The organism is Sideroxydans sp. (genome assembly GCF_054604835.1).
Window position 1 is genome coordinate 82120 of the sequence record NZ_JBTSFG010000006.1, and the last position, 14312, is coordinate 96431.

18 protein-coding genes are annotated in these 14312 nt (G+C 59.3%); 15 read left to right on the forward strand and 3 right to left on the reverse strand.

All coding sequences use genetic code 11. The features are described from left to right. Positions 1-11 precede the first annotated feature (11 nt). Genes ACYCZ5_RS10725 through ACYCZ5_RS10760 form a run of 8 tightly spaced genes read left to right on the forward strand, consistent with a single transcriptional unit; the run spans position 12 to position 7247 of the window. Positions 12-1010, forward strand: coding sequence for a DUF6340 family protein (locus tag ACYCZ5_RS10725; protein WP_461544793.1), 999 nt, complete (start codon positions 12-14; stop codon positions 1008-1010). Positions 1011-1066: 56 nt separating this feature from the next. Further along, positions 1067-2431: an EAL and HDOD domain-containing protein gene (locus ACYCZ5_RS10730; protein ID WP_461544794.1), complete on the forward strand. Its 1365-nt coding sequence runs from the start codon at positions 1067-1069 to the stop codon at positions 2429-2431. A gap of 42 nt (positions 2432-2473) precedes the next feature. After that, on the forward strand, positions 2474-2959 hold the full coding sequence (locus ACYCZ5_RS10735) for a Crp/Fnr family transcriptional regulator (protein WP_461544795.1): 486 nt from the start codon (positions 2474-2476) through the stop codon (positions 2957-2959). Between the two features lie 27 nt (positions 2960-2986). Further along, entirely contained in the window at positions 2987-3511 is a 525-nt protein-coding gene (locus ACYCZ5_RS10740) for a TIGR03546 family protein (RefSeq protein ID WP_461544796.1), read from the forward strand. Next, positions 3504-5408: a TIGR03545 family protein gene (locus ACYCZ5_RS10745; protein ID WP_461544797.1), complete on the forward strand. Its 1905-nt coding sequence runs from the start codon at positions 3504-3506 to the stop codon at positions 5406-5408. Before ACYCZ5_RS10740 ends, ACYCZ5_RS10745 begins: the two co-directional genes overlap by 8 nt. A gap of 9 nt (positions 5409-5417) precedes the next feature. Beyond that, positions 5418-5972 carry a GNAT family N-acetyltransferase gene (locus tag ACYCZ5_RS10750; RefSeq protein ID WP_461544798.1) on the forward strand — a complete coding sequence of 185 codons (555 nt, stop codon included), beginning with the start codon at positions 5418-5420 and terminating at the stop codon, positions 5970-5972. Between the two features lie 56 nt (positions 5973-6028). Then, positions 6029-6481, forward strand: coding sequence for a hypothetical protein (locus tag ACYCZ5_RS10755; protein ID WP_461544799.1), 453 nt, complete (start codon positions 6029-6031; stop codon positions 6479-6481). 37 nt (positions 6482-6518) lie between these two features. Then, positions 6519-7247: an EI24 domain-containing protein gene (locus ACYCZ5_RS10760; protein WP_461544920.1), complete on the forward strand. Its 729-nt coding sequence runs from the start codon at positions 6519-6521 to the stop codon at positions 7245-7247. A 44-nt stretch (positions 7248-7291) separates the two neighbouring features. Here ACYCZ5_RS10760 and ACYCZ5_RS10765 read toward each other — a convergent pair whose 3' ends face one another. Further along, positions 7292-7444, reverse strand: a complete 153-nt coding sequence (locus tag ACYCZ5_RS10765) for a hypothetical protein (RefSeq protein WP_461544800.1) — start codon at positions 7442-7444, stop codon at positions 7292-7294. A gap of 88 nt (positions 7445-7532) precedes the next feature. On the opposite strand from ACYCZ5_RS10765, the gene ACYCZ5_RS10770 reads away from it, so the two are divergent. From ACYCZ5_RS10770 to ACYCZ5_RS10780, 3 genes are read left to right on the forward strand one after another with little or no spacing between them, the layout of a single operon-like run. Then, positions 7533-7814, forward strand: coding sequence for a DUF4389 domain-containing protein (locus ACYCZ5_RS10770; protein ID WP_461544801.1), 282 nt, complete (start codon positions 7533-7535; stop codon positions 7812-7814). Positions 7815-7818: 4 nt separating this feature from the next. Continuing rightward, positions 7819-8631: a ferritin-like domain-containing protein gene (locus tag ACYCZ5_RS10775; protein WP_461544802.1), complete on the forward strand. Its 813-nt coding sequence runs from the start codon at positions 7819-7821 to the stop codon at positions 8629-8631. Between the two features lie 15 nt (positions 8632-8646). Then, entirely contained in the window at positions 8647-9393 is a 747-nt protein-coding gene (locus ACYCZ5_RS10780) for a fused MFS/spermidine synthase (RefSeq protein WP_461544803.1), read from the forward strand. On the opposite strand, the gene ACYCZ5_RS10785 is transcribed toward ACYCZ5_RS10780, so the two are convergent. Then, the gene (locus ACYCZ5_RS10785; RefSeq protein ID WP_461544804.1) at positions 9390-9623 is read right to left on the reverse strand and encodes a hypothetical protein; all 234 of its coding nucleotides are present in this window, start codon (positions 9621-9623) and stop codon (positions 9390-9392) included. The two genes, ACYCZ5_RS10780 and ACYCZ5_RS10785, sit on opposite strands and share 4 nt — an antisense overlap. Before the next feature lie 97 nt (positions 9624-9720). Continuing rightward, the gene (locus ACYCZ5_RS10790) at positions 9721-9885 is read right to left on the reverse strand and encodes a hypothetical protein (protein ID WP_461544805.1); all 165 of its coding nucleotides are present in this window, start codon (positions 9883-9885) and stop codon (positions 9721-9723) included. Positions 9886-10011: 126 nt separating this feature from the next. Here ACYCZ5_RS10790 and ACYCZ5_RS10795 point away from each other — a divergent pair, with 126 nt between their 5' ends. The 4 genes from ACYCZ5_RS10795 (at position 10012) to ACYCZ5_RS10810 (ending at position 14307) form a co-directional block, all read left to right on the forward strand. Next, on the forward strand, positions 10012-11178 hold the full coding sequence (locus ACYCZ5_RS10795) for a GGDEF domain-containing protein (RefSeq protein ID WP_461544806.1): 1167 nt from the start codon (positions 10012-10014) through the stop codon (positions 11176-11178). Positions 11179-11231: 53 nt separating this feature from the next. After that, a complete protein-coding gene (locus ACYCZ5_RS10800) occupies positions 11232-11441 on the forward strand; it encodes a hypothetical protein (RefSeq protein WP_461544807.1) in 210 nt (69 codons plus the stop codon). 101 nt (positions 11442-11542) lie between these two features. Continuing rightward, positions 11543-11962: a hypothetical protein gene (locus tag ACYCZ5_RS10805; RefSeq protein ID WP_461544808.1), complete on the forward strand. Its 420-nt coding sequence runs from the start codon at positions 11543-11545 to the stop codon at positions 11960-11962. Between the two features lie 83 nt (positions 11963-12045). Beyond that, positions 12046-14307: a sensor domain-containing protein gene (locus ACYCZ5_RS10810; protein ID WP_461544809.1), complete on the forward strand. Its 2262-nt coding sequence runs from the start codon at positions 12046-12048 to the stop codon at positions 14305-14307. Positions 14308-14312: the final 5 nt, after the last annotated feature.

The following is a 14312-nucleotide window of genomic DNA, read 5'->3' on the forward strand; positions in this document are numbered from 1 at the left end:
CTGAAACGAATATGAAGAACATGACGATCAATTCATTGGGTGCCACTTTGTTGGCCGTTCTATTTTTGGGGCTGGGCGGCTGTACTTCCGTGGTGAAGCTGAACGTGAAGCATGCGCCGGAAATGGATCTGGGCGCGGCGCGGACATTGAGCGTGGCGCGCTTCACGGTCTCCGGGCAGGTGCATCTGGATGCGGCCAATGGCAGGGATGCGTGGAGCAATCTGTTGAAGAACGCCGTGGTGGGCAGCTTTGCGGCGCCTTCGGATGTGAGCGTGCAGGAGACACAGTATGCGGGGCTGGTGGACGTGCTGGTGCGCAACGGCTATTACCAGGTCAGCACCGCTGCGGCGGACGCCAAGGTGAGCGGGCATGTGGATTATCGGGTGGATGACAGATTGTCTTCGCAGGAGAACAAGAAAGCCGAAGAGGGCAAGCGGATGACTTACACCTTGACGCGCACGGTGGAGGTGTCGCTGAACTTCATGGTGACGGACAGCCGTGGCATGGTGCTGGGCAATTCCCAGGTGCGGCATTCCTCGGAGAAGAAGTGGGAAGACGACAGCGAGGAAGCGGTGCGCCAACATGCGCAGCAGTTTAGCGTTTCATCCTATGTGATGGATGAGATCGCGGCGGCGAACGCGCTGCTGGTGAAGAAGATCGCCCCGCACTATGTGCTGGAAAGCCGCGTGCTTGAGGAATGTGATAGCGAGCAGCTCAAGCAAGGTAACAAGGCTGCAGAGGATGGTGATTGGCTGGCGGCGGCGAGCCACTGGCAGGCGATGAGTCGCAGCGGGGATGCGAAATGCCGCCATGCGGCGGAATACAACCTGGGTGTGTTCGACGAGAGCGAGGGGCGTTTGGGTGAAGCGCTGATGCGCTTCGAGAACGTGCACGCTTTCACACACGATAAGAAGTTCGCCGCCGATGCGGAGCGCATCCGTCAGCGCATGCGGGAGGAAGAACGGATGAAACAGAACGAGGCGAAGCGGCAGCAGGCTGAGCCGCTTTGACTCTTTGCTGAACGGATCGACACGTAATGATCTTCGAAGCCATTCAGGGGAATTAGATGTTCGATTCGATACTCCGCTTGTTGGGTTTTTCACCCAGGTTCTCAGATCAGGATTCATTCCAGCAATTGAATGAAGTGGCGCCGCTGAAGCCCGAGCAGGCAGCGGTGTCGGGTGTGGAGGTGCAGAAAAGTTCTTCCTTCATCCGCCGTGAGGCGATCCTGGACCGGAACGAGCGCATCGCGGGCTATGAGTTCGCCCTGGGGCAGAAGGTGCAGAGCCGCTTGATGGACAAGAGCGCGCTGATCCGGCGCGTGTACGACGAAGCGATGCTGGGCAATCTTGCGCCGCTGGGGGTGTCGTCTTTGCTGGGCGGGCGCAGCGCGTTCATCCGTCTGTCGCTGGATTCGTTGCGTAGTCCGTTGCTGGCTGCCATCGCCAATCCCAATATGGTGATCATGGTCGCACCGCGTCCTCTTGCCGAAGTCGATCTTGCCGCGTTGCGCGATAGTCTGGCGCATGTGGCGGGGATGGGGTTCAAGCTGGGCTGGTCGATCTGTCGGCCTTGTCCTGAATATGCCGAATTCCTGCGGCAGGCCGCTTATGTGGAAGTCGATACCACTGGTATGGATGGCATCCAGCTGAAGGCCCTGCTGGCGGAGCTGCGTGCAGCCAATCCAGCGCAGAAGCTGATCGCCAGCCGTTTGCAGACGCTGGATGATTTTAAATACTGTTTCGAGCGTCGCTTCGATCACTTCATGGGGCCGTTCGTTTCCAGTCGCGAAAATTGGCATCCGGCCAAGAGCGATGTGAATTATTTGCCGGTGTTTAAGGCGCTGGAGAGGATACGCGCCGGCGCAGAGTTCGATGTCATCGCCGAGGGGCTGCGTACCGATCCTGTGCTGACCTTCAAGTTGCTGCGCTACATCAATTCTCCCGGCATCGGTCTGCTGCAGAAGATCGACGATATCCAGCAAGCCTTGATGCTGCTGGGGCGGGAGCGCTTCTACCGCTGGTTGTCGTTGCTGTTGTTCGATACCAGCAAGTCTGGTTTTCAGGAGAATGTGATCCGTGAACAGGCGCTGACACGTGGCCGATTGATGGAGATGCTGGCGGGCAAGGGGCGGGTGCCCGCCAATGCCGATCAACTGTTCCTGGTCGGACTGTTTTCTCTGATGAACCTGATGCTGGCCCTGTCGCTTGAGGAAGTGCTGAGACAAGTGGCGTTGCCGGAAACGGCGGCGTCCGCACTCAGGGGTAAAGCGGGGCCGCTGTATGATGCACTGGCTTTGGTTGTCGCGGTCGAGTCTGACAATGGCGAGATGGAGGCTGCTGCTGCACAATGCGGTCTGGAAGCCGGCGAAGTGACGGGCATGATGATCGAGGCACTGGCCTGGGCGCAGGAGATCGTGGAAGTCGGTTGAGAACGAGGCAATTTTTATGAACGTGGACAGAGGAGTCGGTAAATGAGTGCAGTCGCAGATCACAGGATCGTTCGAAATTCCACAGTGGGTACAGAGCTGACAGAGGACAAGGCCAAACTGCTGGCCGGGAAACTGGGCGTGCGCCAGTTGAAAGACGGCGAACTGCTGGTGAAAGAAGGAGAGGCCGACCAGACGCTGTTCATCCTCGCCACCGGCAAGCTTGCGGTGACCAGCAAGGATGCGCAGGGCGTTGAACAAGCCGTGTACACCATGAAAGAGGGCGAATGTGCCGGCACCCGCGCCTTCGTCGAACAATCCCCGCGCAAGGCGACGCTACGCTCGATGGGCGATTCCACCGTCTACACACTGACGCCGGCCGATTTTGAGACCTTGCTCGAAGAAAATCCGCGTCTCGCCTTCAAGGTGATGCGTGCCCTGTTCCGCGTCACCCACGCCAACCTCTCGCGCATGAATCAGGAGACCAGGGAGCTGGCGAACTACATCTCCAAGACGCAAGGGCGTTATTGATCCACCACTTTTTCGGGTAATACAAAGATGACTCTGTTGCTGAAGCAGTTGTTCGCGCTGTTCCGCCTGCTCAATTCCGACACGGGCACCAACCAGATCGCGGCGGGCGTGGCCTGCGGCCTGATCCTTGGGTTTGCGCCCATGCTGTCGCTGCAGGGGCTGCTGGTGTTCCTGTGCATGTTCCTGTTCCGCATCCAGATCGGGGCGGCGCTCACTTCGGCGGTGTTCTTTGCGATGGTGGCCTGGTTGTTCGATCCGGTCTCGCATGCGCTCGGTGCGGCCATTCTGGAAACAGAATCGTTGCAGCCCATGTTCACCACGCTCTACAACCTGCCGCTGGTGCCGCTCACGAAGTTTTATAACAGCGTGGTGATGGGGGCGGGTGTGATCAGCCTGTTGCTGGCACCGCTGGTGTTCTTTGGCAGCAAGCTGCTGATCGCGCTGTATCGCGAGAAGGTGGTGGCGCGATTCAAGAGCAGTCCGGCCTGGAAGCTGTGGAGCGGGACGACTTTCTTCAAGTGGTATTCAAGCTATGAGAAGTTCCATGGATAAGACGACCGAAAACAAGAAGCCTGTGAAAAAACAGGGCCCGATCCGCGTCGAGGCCGTCGTGCCGATGCTTATCGTGGTCGGTGCGACCGTGCTGTATTTCTCGCTGTTCTTCGATGCGCACCTGCGGCGCGGGCTGGAGTACGGCGCGACGCAGGCGAATGGCGCGGAGGTGAACATCGGGCGGCTACAGACCAGTGTGTTCAAGGCGACGGTGCTGATCGGCGATGTGCAGATGACCGATCCGCTGCAACCGCTGCGTAACCGGGTGCAGATCGGTGAAGTGCGCTTCGGCATGTTGTGGGACGCTTTGCTGCGCGGCAAGGTGATGATAGACGAGGCGATGATCGAGGATGTGCAGATCGACACGCCGCGCAAACAGGCCGGCAGGGTGTTGCCGCCGCCTGCGCCGCAGTCTGGACCGAGCGCCTCCGACAAGATGCTGGCGACGATGAAGGAGGAGTTCTCAGGCAACGTGGTCGGCGATCTGGCCGCCATCGCGGCGGGAGCGAATCCTTCCGAGCAGTTGCAGCAGATCGGCGGCGATCTGAAGAGCGATGCCTATATGGCAGAGCTGCAACGCTCGATGGACGAGACCGAGCAGCAGTGGAAGACGCGCATGGCGGCATTGCCGCGCGGCGAGGACTTCAGTGCCTTGCGTACCCGACTGGGCAATGTGAAGGTGAAAGACGTCAAGGATGTGGCGCAGTTGCAGGCAGCGGTCAAGGAGCTGCAGGCCATCCGCGACGAGTTCGAAGCGAAGAGCAAACCCATCGGCGAGGCGGGTACCGGTCTGGCGGGTGACCTGAAGGGGCTGCAGACTTCGTTCGCCGGCCTTGATGATGTGGTGCGCGAGGATGTGCGGGGGCTGCAGGCACGCATGAAGCTGCCCTCGCTGGATGCGGGCAACCTGTCGCGTGCATTGTTCGGCATGGATGTGCTGAACAAGGTGCAACAGGCGCGCGCTTACATGGAGCAGGCGCGCCAGTACATGCCGAGCAAGGGCAAGCAGGCGGACAAGCCCGCGCCGCGCAATATCCACAAAGGCCGCGACTATGCATTCGGTCATCCCAAGGGTTATCCGGCTTTCTGGCTGCGCCGCGCGCTGGTGACTTCGACGCTGCCGGGCGGTAAAGGTCTGTCGGGCGAGATCCGCGATGCGGCGACCGATCAGGCGCTGGTCGGCCGCCCCATGATCGCGACACTGAAGGGAGATTTCCCGCAGCAGGGCGTGTCAGGGATCAAGGCCGAGCTGGTCGTCGATCACACCAAAGCTGAGCCGGTGGAACGCATGGAACTGTCTGTTGCGCGTTATGGCGTAGCCGGCCGTTCGCTGGTGAACAGTCCGAACGTGACACTGGGATTTGCGCAGGCAGTCGCCTCGGCGTCTCTCACCGCCGAGTTGCGCGGCGAGCAGGTGAAGATGCAGGTGAGCAACCAGTTCCGCGACGTGGCGTTCGAGACGACAGCGCAATCCACTGTGGTGCGCGAGATGATGCAGGCGTCCCTGGCCGGATTGAAGACCGTGCGTATGGATGCCGGTGTGCGCGGCACTTGGGGCGATCTGGACTGGAACCTGTCCACCAACCTGGGCGATGCACTGGCGCGCGGCATGAAGCGCTACCTGCAGGAAAAGATGGATGAGGCACGCAAGCGCATCCAGGCGCAGGTGGACCAGCGTATCGCTGCTCAGCGCCAGAAGTTGACTGCACGCCGCAACGAACTTGAATCGCGTTTGAGATCATCTCTGGCCGAGAAGCAGGCGCAGGTGGACAAGCTGCGCGCCGATCTGGAAGCCGCCCGCCGCGATCTGGAGCAGCGCAAGAATGCCGCAACGGATGCCCAGAAGCAGAAACTGAAACAGGATGCGAACCAGCTGTTGGACAAGTGGCGTCGCTAGCACTGCGCGATGGCGAACGGAGCCCAGACCTTCATCAATGAGCTGACATTCCGCAAAGCGTTGCATGACGATGTGGCGGCCATCGTTGCATTGGTCAATTCAGCCTACCGTGGCGATTCCAGTCGCGCGGGCTGGACGACCGAGGCGGATATCCTGGGCGGGCAGCGCACGGATGCGGAGGAGATCGCGCAGTCGATCGCTGAAGCGGGGTCGGAGTTCCTGCTGTGTATGCACGACGGCGAGACCATCGGTTCGGTACATCTGCTGCGGCAGGATGCGCAAACCGCATACCTGGGGATGCTGGTGATCAAGCCGGGTCTGCAGGGGCGCGGGCTGGGCAGCCGTTTGATGGACGAGGCGGAACGATTCCTGATGGAACAGTGGAGCGTCTCGCGTTTGCAGATGCAGGTGATCACTTTGCGCGAAGAGTTGATCGCATTCTATGAGCGACGCGGTTTTTCTCGCACGGGGGAATTCAAACCGTTCCCTGAAAGCGAACCACGATTCGGCTTGCCAAAAGTTATGGGTTTGAAGTTCGAGGTGTTGGAGAAGGGCTTGTCGTAGATCGAAGTGAAGACTGGGGTCGAACCGGGATATGGTGTGCTGAGTGAGGGGATAAGATGAAACCGAAATCAAAAATCAGGGCTGATCTGGATCTGGCGCTGTATGTCTCATCTGCGATGCTGGCAGTAGGGGTGTTCCTTCCGCTGACCAGCATCCCCGTTTATGGTGATGTCAGCTATCACCGTATTGCGCAGATCGAAGCGTATCTGGTGGTGATCTTCACGCTTGCGGCACCGGTGATGCTGTATCTCGGGCAGACCAAACGACTGTTCTTCGCACCCGTCGGCGTATGGATCGTGCTGCTGTTTCCGGCCATCAAGAGCGCGCTCACACCCAAGGGCGGCAGGAATATGTTCAGCGGAATAACTGATAGTGCATCGGGCGTGATGGGGGAATTCGCAGCCAGATTATTCCTGAACATCACTGAATTTAAATGGGGTGGGCTGATCTTCATCGCAGGGTTGCTGATATTCACCGCAGCATGTGTCCTTAAAGCACTGAAGAGATGATGTCCTGATCAGAGTCATGGAGTAGACATTGAATAGTGTGCCCAGGGCGCTACTTGCCGCGCTCAAGACCTTTTTCCATCCCCGCATGCTGGCATTGGTGCTGTGGCCGATGTTGCTGGCGATCGTGTTGTGGGTGGGCGCGGCGTTCATCTTTTGGGGCAGCTGGATGGCGGGGCTGACCGGGCTGGTGCAGCAGACTTCGCTGGAGCAATGGCTGGCGCAGAGCTTTCTGGCAGTGGCGACGCATTATCTGATCGCGACCGTGCTGGTGTTGCTGCTGTTGCCGGCGATCTTCGTGACGGCGTTGCTGATCACGGCGATCTTTGCGATGCCGACCATGGTTGAGCATGTCGCAGCAAAGGAATATCCGGCGCTGGATCGCAAGCAGGGCGGCACAGCGGCGGGGAATGTGTCGAATGCGCTGATGGCCGTGTCGGTGTATTGCATGGGCTGGATCATCAGTCTGCCTTTGTGGTTGTTCACGCCCTTTGCGCTGGTGTTGCCCATCGTGCTCATGGCTTATCTGAACCAGCGCTTGTTTCGCTATGACGCGCTGGCCGAACATGCCAGTCGCGAAGAGATGGCACAGGTCTTCGAGCGTGCTTCGGGGAAACTCTATCTGCTGGGCGCGTTGGCCGGACTGTTGCAGTTCGTGCCGCTGCTGAACTTCATTGCGCCGGTGTATGTCGCGCTGGCTTTCATCCACCTGTGTCTCGATGAGTTGCAGCAACTGCGTTTGCAATCTGCCGGGCGTATCGGCATTTGAATAGCGCCATGATGGCGCTGTGAGGTGATGCAGACCCTTGTCTTCTAGCTGGCGGAGCGGATGCTGCAGAAATTCAGCAAGTCGCCCAGTGCTTCATAAGCATCGCGCATCGAATGGAACAGCCCCATGAATCGGGATTCACTGTCATACAGTGCGCGGTGCGTGTGCGGGTCGGTGGTGAGGTAGATATTGACCATGATGCCCTCCGTTTGAACCTTATATCGGATATATTTCCCGCTACTTTAGGGGCGAACACATAACCGGCTGGAATATGCAGGGGGAACGATGAACGAATCAACTGGACCGACGGGCAGCAAGCGCAACATCTGGGTGCGCGGGCTGTTCATGCTGCTGATGGGATTGGCGTTCCATGTGAGCGGCACCGTGTTGGGTATCGTTACGATCATCCAGTTCGTGATCGTGCTGGTGAATGACGCACCCAATGCACGTTTGCTTTCGTTCGGTCGCAGTCTGGGCATCTACTTGCGGCAGACCGTGGACTATCTGACCTTCGTGACAGAAGACATGCCATTCCCATTCAGCGAATGGCCGTCTGTCGAGAAATAACTGCTTGTCCACTCCGATGGAATTGAGACTGGCTGCCTGCCAGCTGTTGGCTGAACGGGATGCGGCCGCAAAATGTGACGGCGTGCGGAAGCTGGTGCAGCGCTGGTCGGACGGCCAGCTTGCGCTTGACGCCGATACCAGCCTGGCGTGCGCACTACCCATCCCCGGACATCCCGCCAGACCTGAATTGATCGCGCCGCGCGACGTGGTGCGGCGCGCCATGCATACCCCGGAAGGTCGCGCGGCGATGGTGCATGCAATGGCGCATATCGAATTCAATGCGATCAATCTGGCGCTGGATGCGCTGTGGCGCTTCGCGGGTATGCCGCGTGAGTATTACGCCGACTGGTTGCGGGTGGCGGAGGAAGAAGCGCTGCACTTCACCCTGCTGGACGATCACTTGCGCACGCTGGGTTTTGCCTACGGCGATTTCCCCGCGCACAACGGGCTGTGGGATATGGCGCAGAAGACGCGGCACGATGTGCTGGCGCGCATGGCCTTGTTGCCGCGCACGCTGGAGGCGCGCGGGCTGGACGTGACGCCGGGCATGAAGGCGCGGCTGGTGCAGGCGGGCGATAAGGCGATAGCACCCATCATGGATGTGATCATGCGCGACGAGGTGGGGCATGTGCAGATCGGCATTCGCTGGTTCGATCATTTGTGCGCGCAACGCGGGCTGGAGCCGCTTGCGACCTATGCCGGTTTGTTCGCGCAACATCATCCAGCGCCCTTGCGCGGGCCGTTCAATCTGGAAGCACGACGGGCGGCAGGGTTCAGCGAAGCGGAGTTGCAGGCGTTGTCGGAACAGGGCTCATAAGGGGACGGTTACAGCATGGGATATACGGTCGAGGTGAAGGAGATCGACGGCTTGCGCACGTTGCATTTCGGTTCGGCATGGATGCAGGGCGCGATGCGCATCGATAGTCCGTTCGATCTGGCATTCGAATACACACGGGTGATGATGGCGGCGCTGCTGTTGCGCACCGGCGATTTTCCGAAACGGGTCTTGCTGATCGGTCTGGGTGCGGGTTCGCAGACCAAGTTCCTGTACAAACACAGACCGGCCGCGCATCTGACCGTGGTGGAGATAGAGACCAAGGTGGTGAATGCGGCGAAGGAATCGTTCTGTCTGCCGGACGATCCGGCAAGGCTGGAAGTGGTGGTGGGCGACGGGGTGGAGTTCGTTTATCAGACTGAACAACAATTCGACTTGATCATGGTGGACGGTTTCAATGATCACTCGCATCCCGGCGATCTGAACACCTTGCCGTTCTACAAAGCTTGCCGCGAGCGACTGACCGATCAGGGCATCCTGGCGGTCAACCTCATCGGCTTGAGCGACGGGGTGAAGGGCGGTTTCGCGTTCATCGAATCGGCCTTCGCGCAGCGCGCGGTGAGGTTCCCGCGCTGTGCCAGCGGCAACACCATCGCCTTCGCGGCGACAGGTGAGCCTATAGATATTTCCCTGGAAGAATTACATAAGAGAGCGGCAAAGGAAGATGCCGGTCTGGCGCTATCGCTGATGCTGGACAGGCTGGCGACGCTGCCCGGCTGCGAGGAGGGGCGCCTGATTCTTTAGTTGCTGGAGAGCACGACCTGACCGGTGGTGCGTTCGTCTTCGTGCCGGATCACGGTGGTGGTGACCGTGATGTGCTCGTCCTTGCGCAGGCCGTAATGCTCGGTGAGCAGATGGGCGATCAGGGTGGCATTGTTCTCGTCGGGCACCAGTGCCATGGTTACGCTGTCCGTAGGGTTGTGCAGCGTGACGCGATAGAAGTGGGCGGGGATGCGTATGTATGTGCGGTGCATGGTGATCCTTTTCGGGCTGGATTATTGATTTGTGCATACCAATAGCCCATATCGTCGCAGCTCAGTGAATGGGCGTTCTGCTGACTCGGGCATAAAGCTACCGTTTGGGCTCTGCTTTGTAAACAAATAAAAATATATAGGCCTGCGGATAGCCTGATTGCTCAGGCTTGTGGTGGCAGCCAAAGATGGGCGAACCGGCCTCCTTGAGGATGTCGATGACGCCGCAACTTCCTTCCATATGGGATATCGCGATCTCCACCATTGGCTCTTCGTGGCGTCGTCGCTGGATGCGGAACAGGAGGTGAATATTTGACCCTGACCGGCTGGCAACCTATGCTGCGTGCATTCCGCTTATTCTTCGCGACTCTTTTTATCTGCCTTTTCCTCCATGCTTCTCGATCCGCGCACCCTGTTGTTCTCCCTGATACTGGCCAATTCGCTCATGGTGTTGAGCCTGTTCGTTGCGGCTTCCGTCAAGGGGCGCGAGCAGGGATTGAACAAGTGGGCGATCGCGGTGCTGCTGGAGACGTTGACCTGGTTGCTGGTCGCCGCACGTGGGACAGTCCCGGATGAGCTTTCCATCGTTGCCGCGAACATGTTCAAGGCGGCTTCCCATGCGCTGATCCTGGCCGCCATCTACGAATTCCAGCGCCGCGAATTTGCACTCTGGAAGTTCTTCGTGCCGGTCGTGCTGATGCTGGCTACGACCGGCATGCTGATCGACGACATAGCGGGCCGTTTCATCTGGTGTGGATTGATCTATGCATTCCAGGTGCTGCTGATCGCGCATGCCTTGCTGTCGGATACCGAGACGCGCAAGGGCCGGGCATGGCGCTTGCTATTCGGCGGTGTGCTGATGATCCTGCTGGTACTTGCCATGCGGGCAGTGGCGGCTTTGTCCGGTTTAGTTGATTTCGCGCAACCGCAGAACCATGTCGCCATCCATTGGGTGCAGGTCATCTCGTTCATCGCGGTGATGGCTACCGCCTTGCTTGGATCGGTGGGTTTTGTGCTGATGATCAAGGAGCGCACGGACCGGGAGATCATGCATCTGGCGATGACCGACAGTTTGACCGGCGTGCCCAATCGCCGCGCATTGATGGATCAGGGGGAGTTGGTGCGGGCGCAACGCAGCGGTCACCCGATGTCCTTGCTGATGATCGATATCGATCATTTCAAGCGCATCAACGATATCTACGGCCATCCGCTCGGTGACGAGGTGTTGCGCCAGGCTGCCGCGCTGATGGGGCAGCGACTGCGCGCGGGCGATGTGCTGGGGCGTTACGGCGGCGAGGAATTCTGTGTGATCGCCCCGGATACCGATGCCGAGGGTGCGCTGATATTGGCCGAATCGTTGCGTGAGATACTGGCGGCCACGCCGCTGCAGACCGAGGCTGGCGCGATCGCCATCACGATCAGCATCGGCTACACCTGTTGCGCGACCACCGGTGCACGTGAGATGAAAGACCTGCTGGCGGAAGCCGATGTCGCGCTGTATCAGGCCAAACAGGCCGGGCGCAACCGGGTCGTGCGTGCCACTGCCTGCGTGGTGTAGTTGGCCGGGCAGGCTCCGTAAAGGGCTGAACAGATCAGAGGCTGGGTAATGGAATGAGATATCGGTGCCCGAGTTGTAACTTCCCGATCTTCAATCGCCGCGTACCGCGTTGCGAATCGTGCGGTGCTGCCTTGCCGCAGGCACTGTTGTATTCTGCGCAACAGATCGAGTCCATCGATGCAGAGTTCGAGAAGAACAAGGCGCAGGTGGATCGAATGAAGCGGAATATGGGCGTCCCGAGTACCGGCGGAAGTGACGGCTGAGGAGGAGACTGGGGCGGAAGTTGCGGCGGGGATGGCGGAGGCTGCGATTGATCGGTAGCACGTCATCGCCATGAAACGATAACGGATGAGACGGGAGCATCATGAGTCAGGAATTCCTGAATCGAATGAAAGGACCTTTTCGCGGCATGCTGCACTGGACCGATCTGGATATCTTGTGGGCGGCGGTGCGGGCGAAGCCGGAGGGCTGGTATATCAGTATGGTCGGCGAAGAGCCGGTGCCGCAGACGATGACGGTCGAGGCATTGAACGAGTTCATCACGGAGGTGGATGCATTGCTGCGGCGCGAACATGACTGTACGCACTGCGGTATCGTGTATGCCGACGATATGGAGCACCCTACGCTGATCAAGATCCACGACCCGGCCAGCGTCGGCAGTTCATGCAGCAGCACCCCGGTGCCGCCACGCTGGATGCTTAGCCGTATGCCGCCGTCGCTGATCGCGGACGAAGCGCCCTTGCCGGGCAATCGCCGCCGCTGGTGGCAGAAGCTGTTCGGGTGAGGCTACTGTGTTACAGTTTTGATGCGGTGCGTTTGGTTGCGGCAGTCTGAGGGGGCAGGCCGATTATAGAGGGGGAGATTCAAATGGAAATGCTTCCGTTTCTGCGCAGAAATAGATACCTCTATCTGCGATACACCCTGCTCGGCTTGGTCATCGTACTGTCTTTCGCCTCATTCCAGATTTTCTTCGTCTTACCCGAGTACCAGCCCCAGCAATTCATCGTTCCGGTCGTGCTCGGCACATTCATCGGCTTTCTGTTGTCCACACTGGTCGCGATGCGGCGCGAGATCATCAATAGACAGCATCTGTTTCGTGCGGTGGCCGATCTGGCGCAGGAATTCATCTATGTGCGCAACATCGAGGGTGTGTACGAATATGTGTCGCCTTCCTGTCTGACGATCACGGGCTACAGTCAGGCGGATTTCTATGACCAGCCGCATCTGATGTCGCGTCTGGTGCTGGAGGAAGATCGAGAAGTCTGGGACCAGCATGTCTACCAGATGCACGAGCAGGGCAAGCCGGAGAGGTTGCTGATCCGCATCCGCGCACGGGACGGTGCGATACGCTGGCTGGAACATATTTGCAGCGACCTGCGCGACGAGCAGGGAAAGTTGCTTGGGGTGCGTTCGACAAATCTGGATGTCACCGAGCGCATGCTGAAGGAACGGCAACTGGCGATCGCCGCGACCGCGTTCGAGACGCACGACGCCATCCTGATCACCGATGCGGAAAGTCGGATCATCCGTGCCAACACAGCTTTCACCGAGATCACCGGCTATGAGCCGGGTGAGGTGATCGGCAAGACGCCGGCCATCCTGAAGTCGGGTAAGCACGACAAGTCGTTCTACGAGGAGATGTGGGCGACGCTGGCACGCGAAGGTAGATGGGAAGGCGAGCTATTAGACCGCCGCAAGAATGGTGATATCTATCCCAAGCAACTGACCATCACGGCCGTCAGGAACGAGCAGGGTAAGGTGACGAACTACGTTGGGATATTCAGCGACATCACCACCCGCAAGGCCGCCGAGGAGGAGATCAACCGCCTCGCCTATTACGATACGCTCACTTCATTACCCAACCGTCGTCTGCTGATCGATCGCTTGCAGCTGGCGATGGCGGCCTGCGATCGCAACCAGAGTTACGGCGCGGTGCTGTTCATCGATCTGGATAACTTCAAAGAGCTCAATGACACGCAGGGACACGATGTCGGTGACCAGTTGCTGGTCGAGGTGGCGCACCGGCTACTTGCCTGTGTACGCACGGGAGATACGGTGGCTAGACTGGGCGGGGACGAGTTCGTGGTCATGCTGGCCAACCTGTTCGATACCGAGCTGGATGTGGTGCCGCGCGCGGAGTCGGTGGCCACCAAGGTGCTGGCGTCGCTCAATCTGCCCTACCTGCTCAACGGCCAGCAATACCACGGTACTGCCAGTATCGGCGTGACGCTGTTCCATGGCAGCGAGAAGAGCATAGACGAATTGCTCAAGCATTCCGATGTGGCGCTGTATCAGGCCAAGAACAGCGGGCGCGCGACACTGCGCTTCTTCGATCCCTCCATGCAGCAGGCGCTGGAGCTGCGGGCCAGACTGAACAAGGATATGCATCTGGCCTTGCAGGCGCAGCAGTTCCAGTTGTATTTCCAGCCGCAGGTCGATGCGGCAGGGTGTTGCATCGGTGCCGAGGTGCTGCTCAGATGGGAACATCCCGAGCGCGGCTTGCTGTTCCCGAACGCGTTCATCTCGCATGCGGAGGAGTCGGGGATGATCGCCGACATCGATTTCTGGGTGCTGCGCGAGGCCTGCCAGCGGCTACAGCGCTGGCAGGAGAAAGCGGACTTCGCGCGTATCCCGCTGGCGGTCAACGTTTCGGCAGCCGCCTTCATGCGGGCCGATTTCGTCGAGGATGTGCTGTCCATCGTGAATAGCTGCGGGGTCGAGCCGGGGCTGCTCAAGCTGGAGCTGACCGAGACCTCGCTGGTGGACGGCGTGGATGAGGCGATAGGCAAGATCAGCCGCCTCAAGTCGGCCGGCATCCGCTTCTCGCTGGATGATTTCGGCACGGGGTATTCCTCGCTCTCCTATCTGCGCCAGCTGCCGATCAGCCAGTTGAAGATCGACCGCGCGTTCGTGCGCAACGTGGTCACCGAACCGGGCGATGCGATGATCGCCAAGACCATCATCGGCATGGCGCAGAACCTCGGTCTGGAAGTGGTGGCGGAAGGCGTGGAGACACAGGATCAGCTCGACCTGCTGGTATCCTTCGGATGTCGCACGTTCCAAGGCTATCTGTTTTCACGGCCTTTGACGTTGTGGGACTTTGAGGGTGGCAACTGGACGAACATGTAGGTGCG

Coding starts and splice junctions, on each gene's coding strand:
- ACYCZ5_RS10725 (WP_461544793.1), top strand. CDS start 12: ATGAAGAACATGACGATCAATTCATTGGGTGCCACTTTGTTGGCCGTT.
- ACYCZ5_RS10730 (WP_461544794.1), top strand. CDS start 1,067: ATGTTCGATTCGATACTCCGCTTGTTGGGTTTTTCACCCAGGTTCTCA.
- ACYCZ5_RS10735 (WP_461544795.1), top strand. CDS start 2,474: ATGAGTGCAGTCGCAGATCACAGGATCGTTCGAAATTCCACAGTGGGT.
- ACYCZ5_RS10740 (WP_461544796.1), top strand. CDS start 2,987: ATGACTCTGTTGCTGAAGCAGTTGTTCGCGCTGTTCCGCCTGCTCAAT.
- ACYCZ5_RS10745 (WP_461544797.1), top strand. CDS start 3,504: ATGGATAAGACGACCGAAAACAAGAAGCCTGTGAAAAAACAGGGCCCG.
- ACYCZ5_RS10750 (WP_461544798.1), top strand. CDS start 5,418: ATGGCGAACGGAGCCCAGACCTTCATCAATGAGCTGACATTCCGCAAA.
- ACYCZ5_RS10755 (WP_461544799.1), top strand. CDS start 6,029: ATGAAACCGAAATCAAAAATCAGGGCTGATCTGGATCTGGCGCTGTAT.
- ACYCZ5_RS10765 (WP_461544800.1), bottom strand. CDS start 7,444: ATGGTCAATATCTACCTCACCACCGACCCGCACACGCACCGCGCACTG.
- ACYCZ5_RS10770 (WP_461544801.1), top strand. CDS start 7,533: ATGAACGAATCAACTGGACCGACGGGCAGCAAGCGCAACATCTGGGTG.
- ACYCZ5_RS10780 (WP_461544803.1), top strand. CDS start 8,647: ATGGGATATACGGTCGAGGTGAAGGAGATCGACGGCTTGCGCACGTTG.
- ACYCZ5_RS10785 (WP_461544804.1), bottom strand. CDS start 9,623: ATGCACCGCACATACATACGCATCCCCGCCCACTTCTATCGCGTCACG.
- ACYCZ5_RS10790 (WP_461544805.1), bottom strand. CDS start 9,885: ATGGTGGAGATCGCGATATCCCATATGGAAGGAAGTTGCGGCGTCATC.
- ACYCZ5_RS10795 (WP_461544806.1), top strand. CDS start 10,012: ATGCTTCTCGATCCGCGCACCCTGTTGTTCTCCCTGATACTGGCCAAT.
- ACYCZ5_RS10800 (WP_461544807.1), top strand. CDS start 11,232: ATGAGATATCGGTGCCCGAGTTGTAACTTCCCGATCTTCAATCGCCGC.
- ACYCZ5_RS10805 (WP_461544808.1), top strand. CDS start 11,543: ATGAGTCAGGAATTCCTGAATCGAATGAAAGGACCTTTTCGCGGCATG.
- ACYCZ5_RS10810 (WP_461544809.1), top strand. CDS start 12,046: ATGGAAATGCTTCCGTTTCTGCGCAGAAATAGATACCTCTATCTGCGA.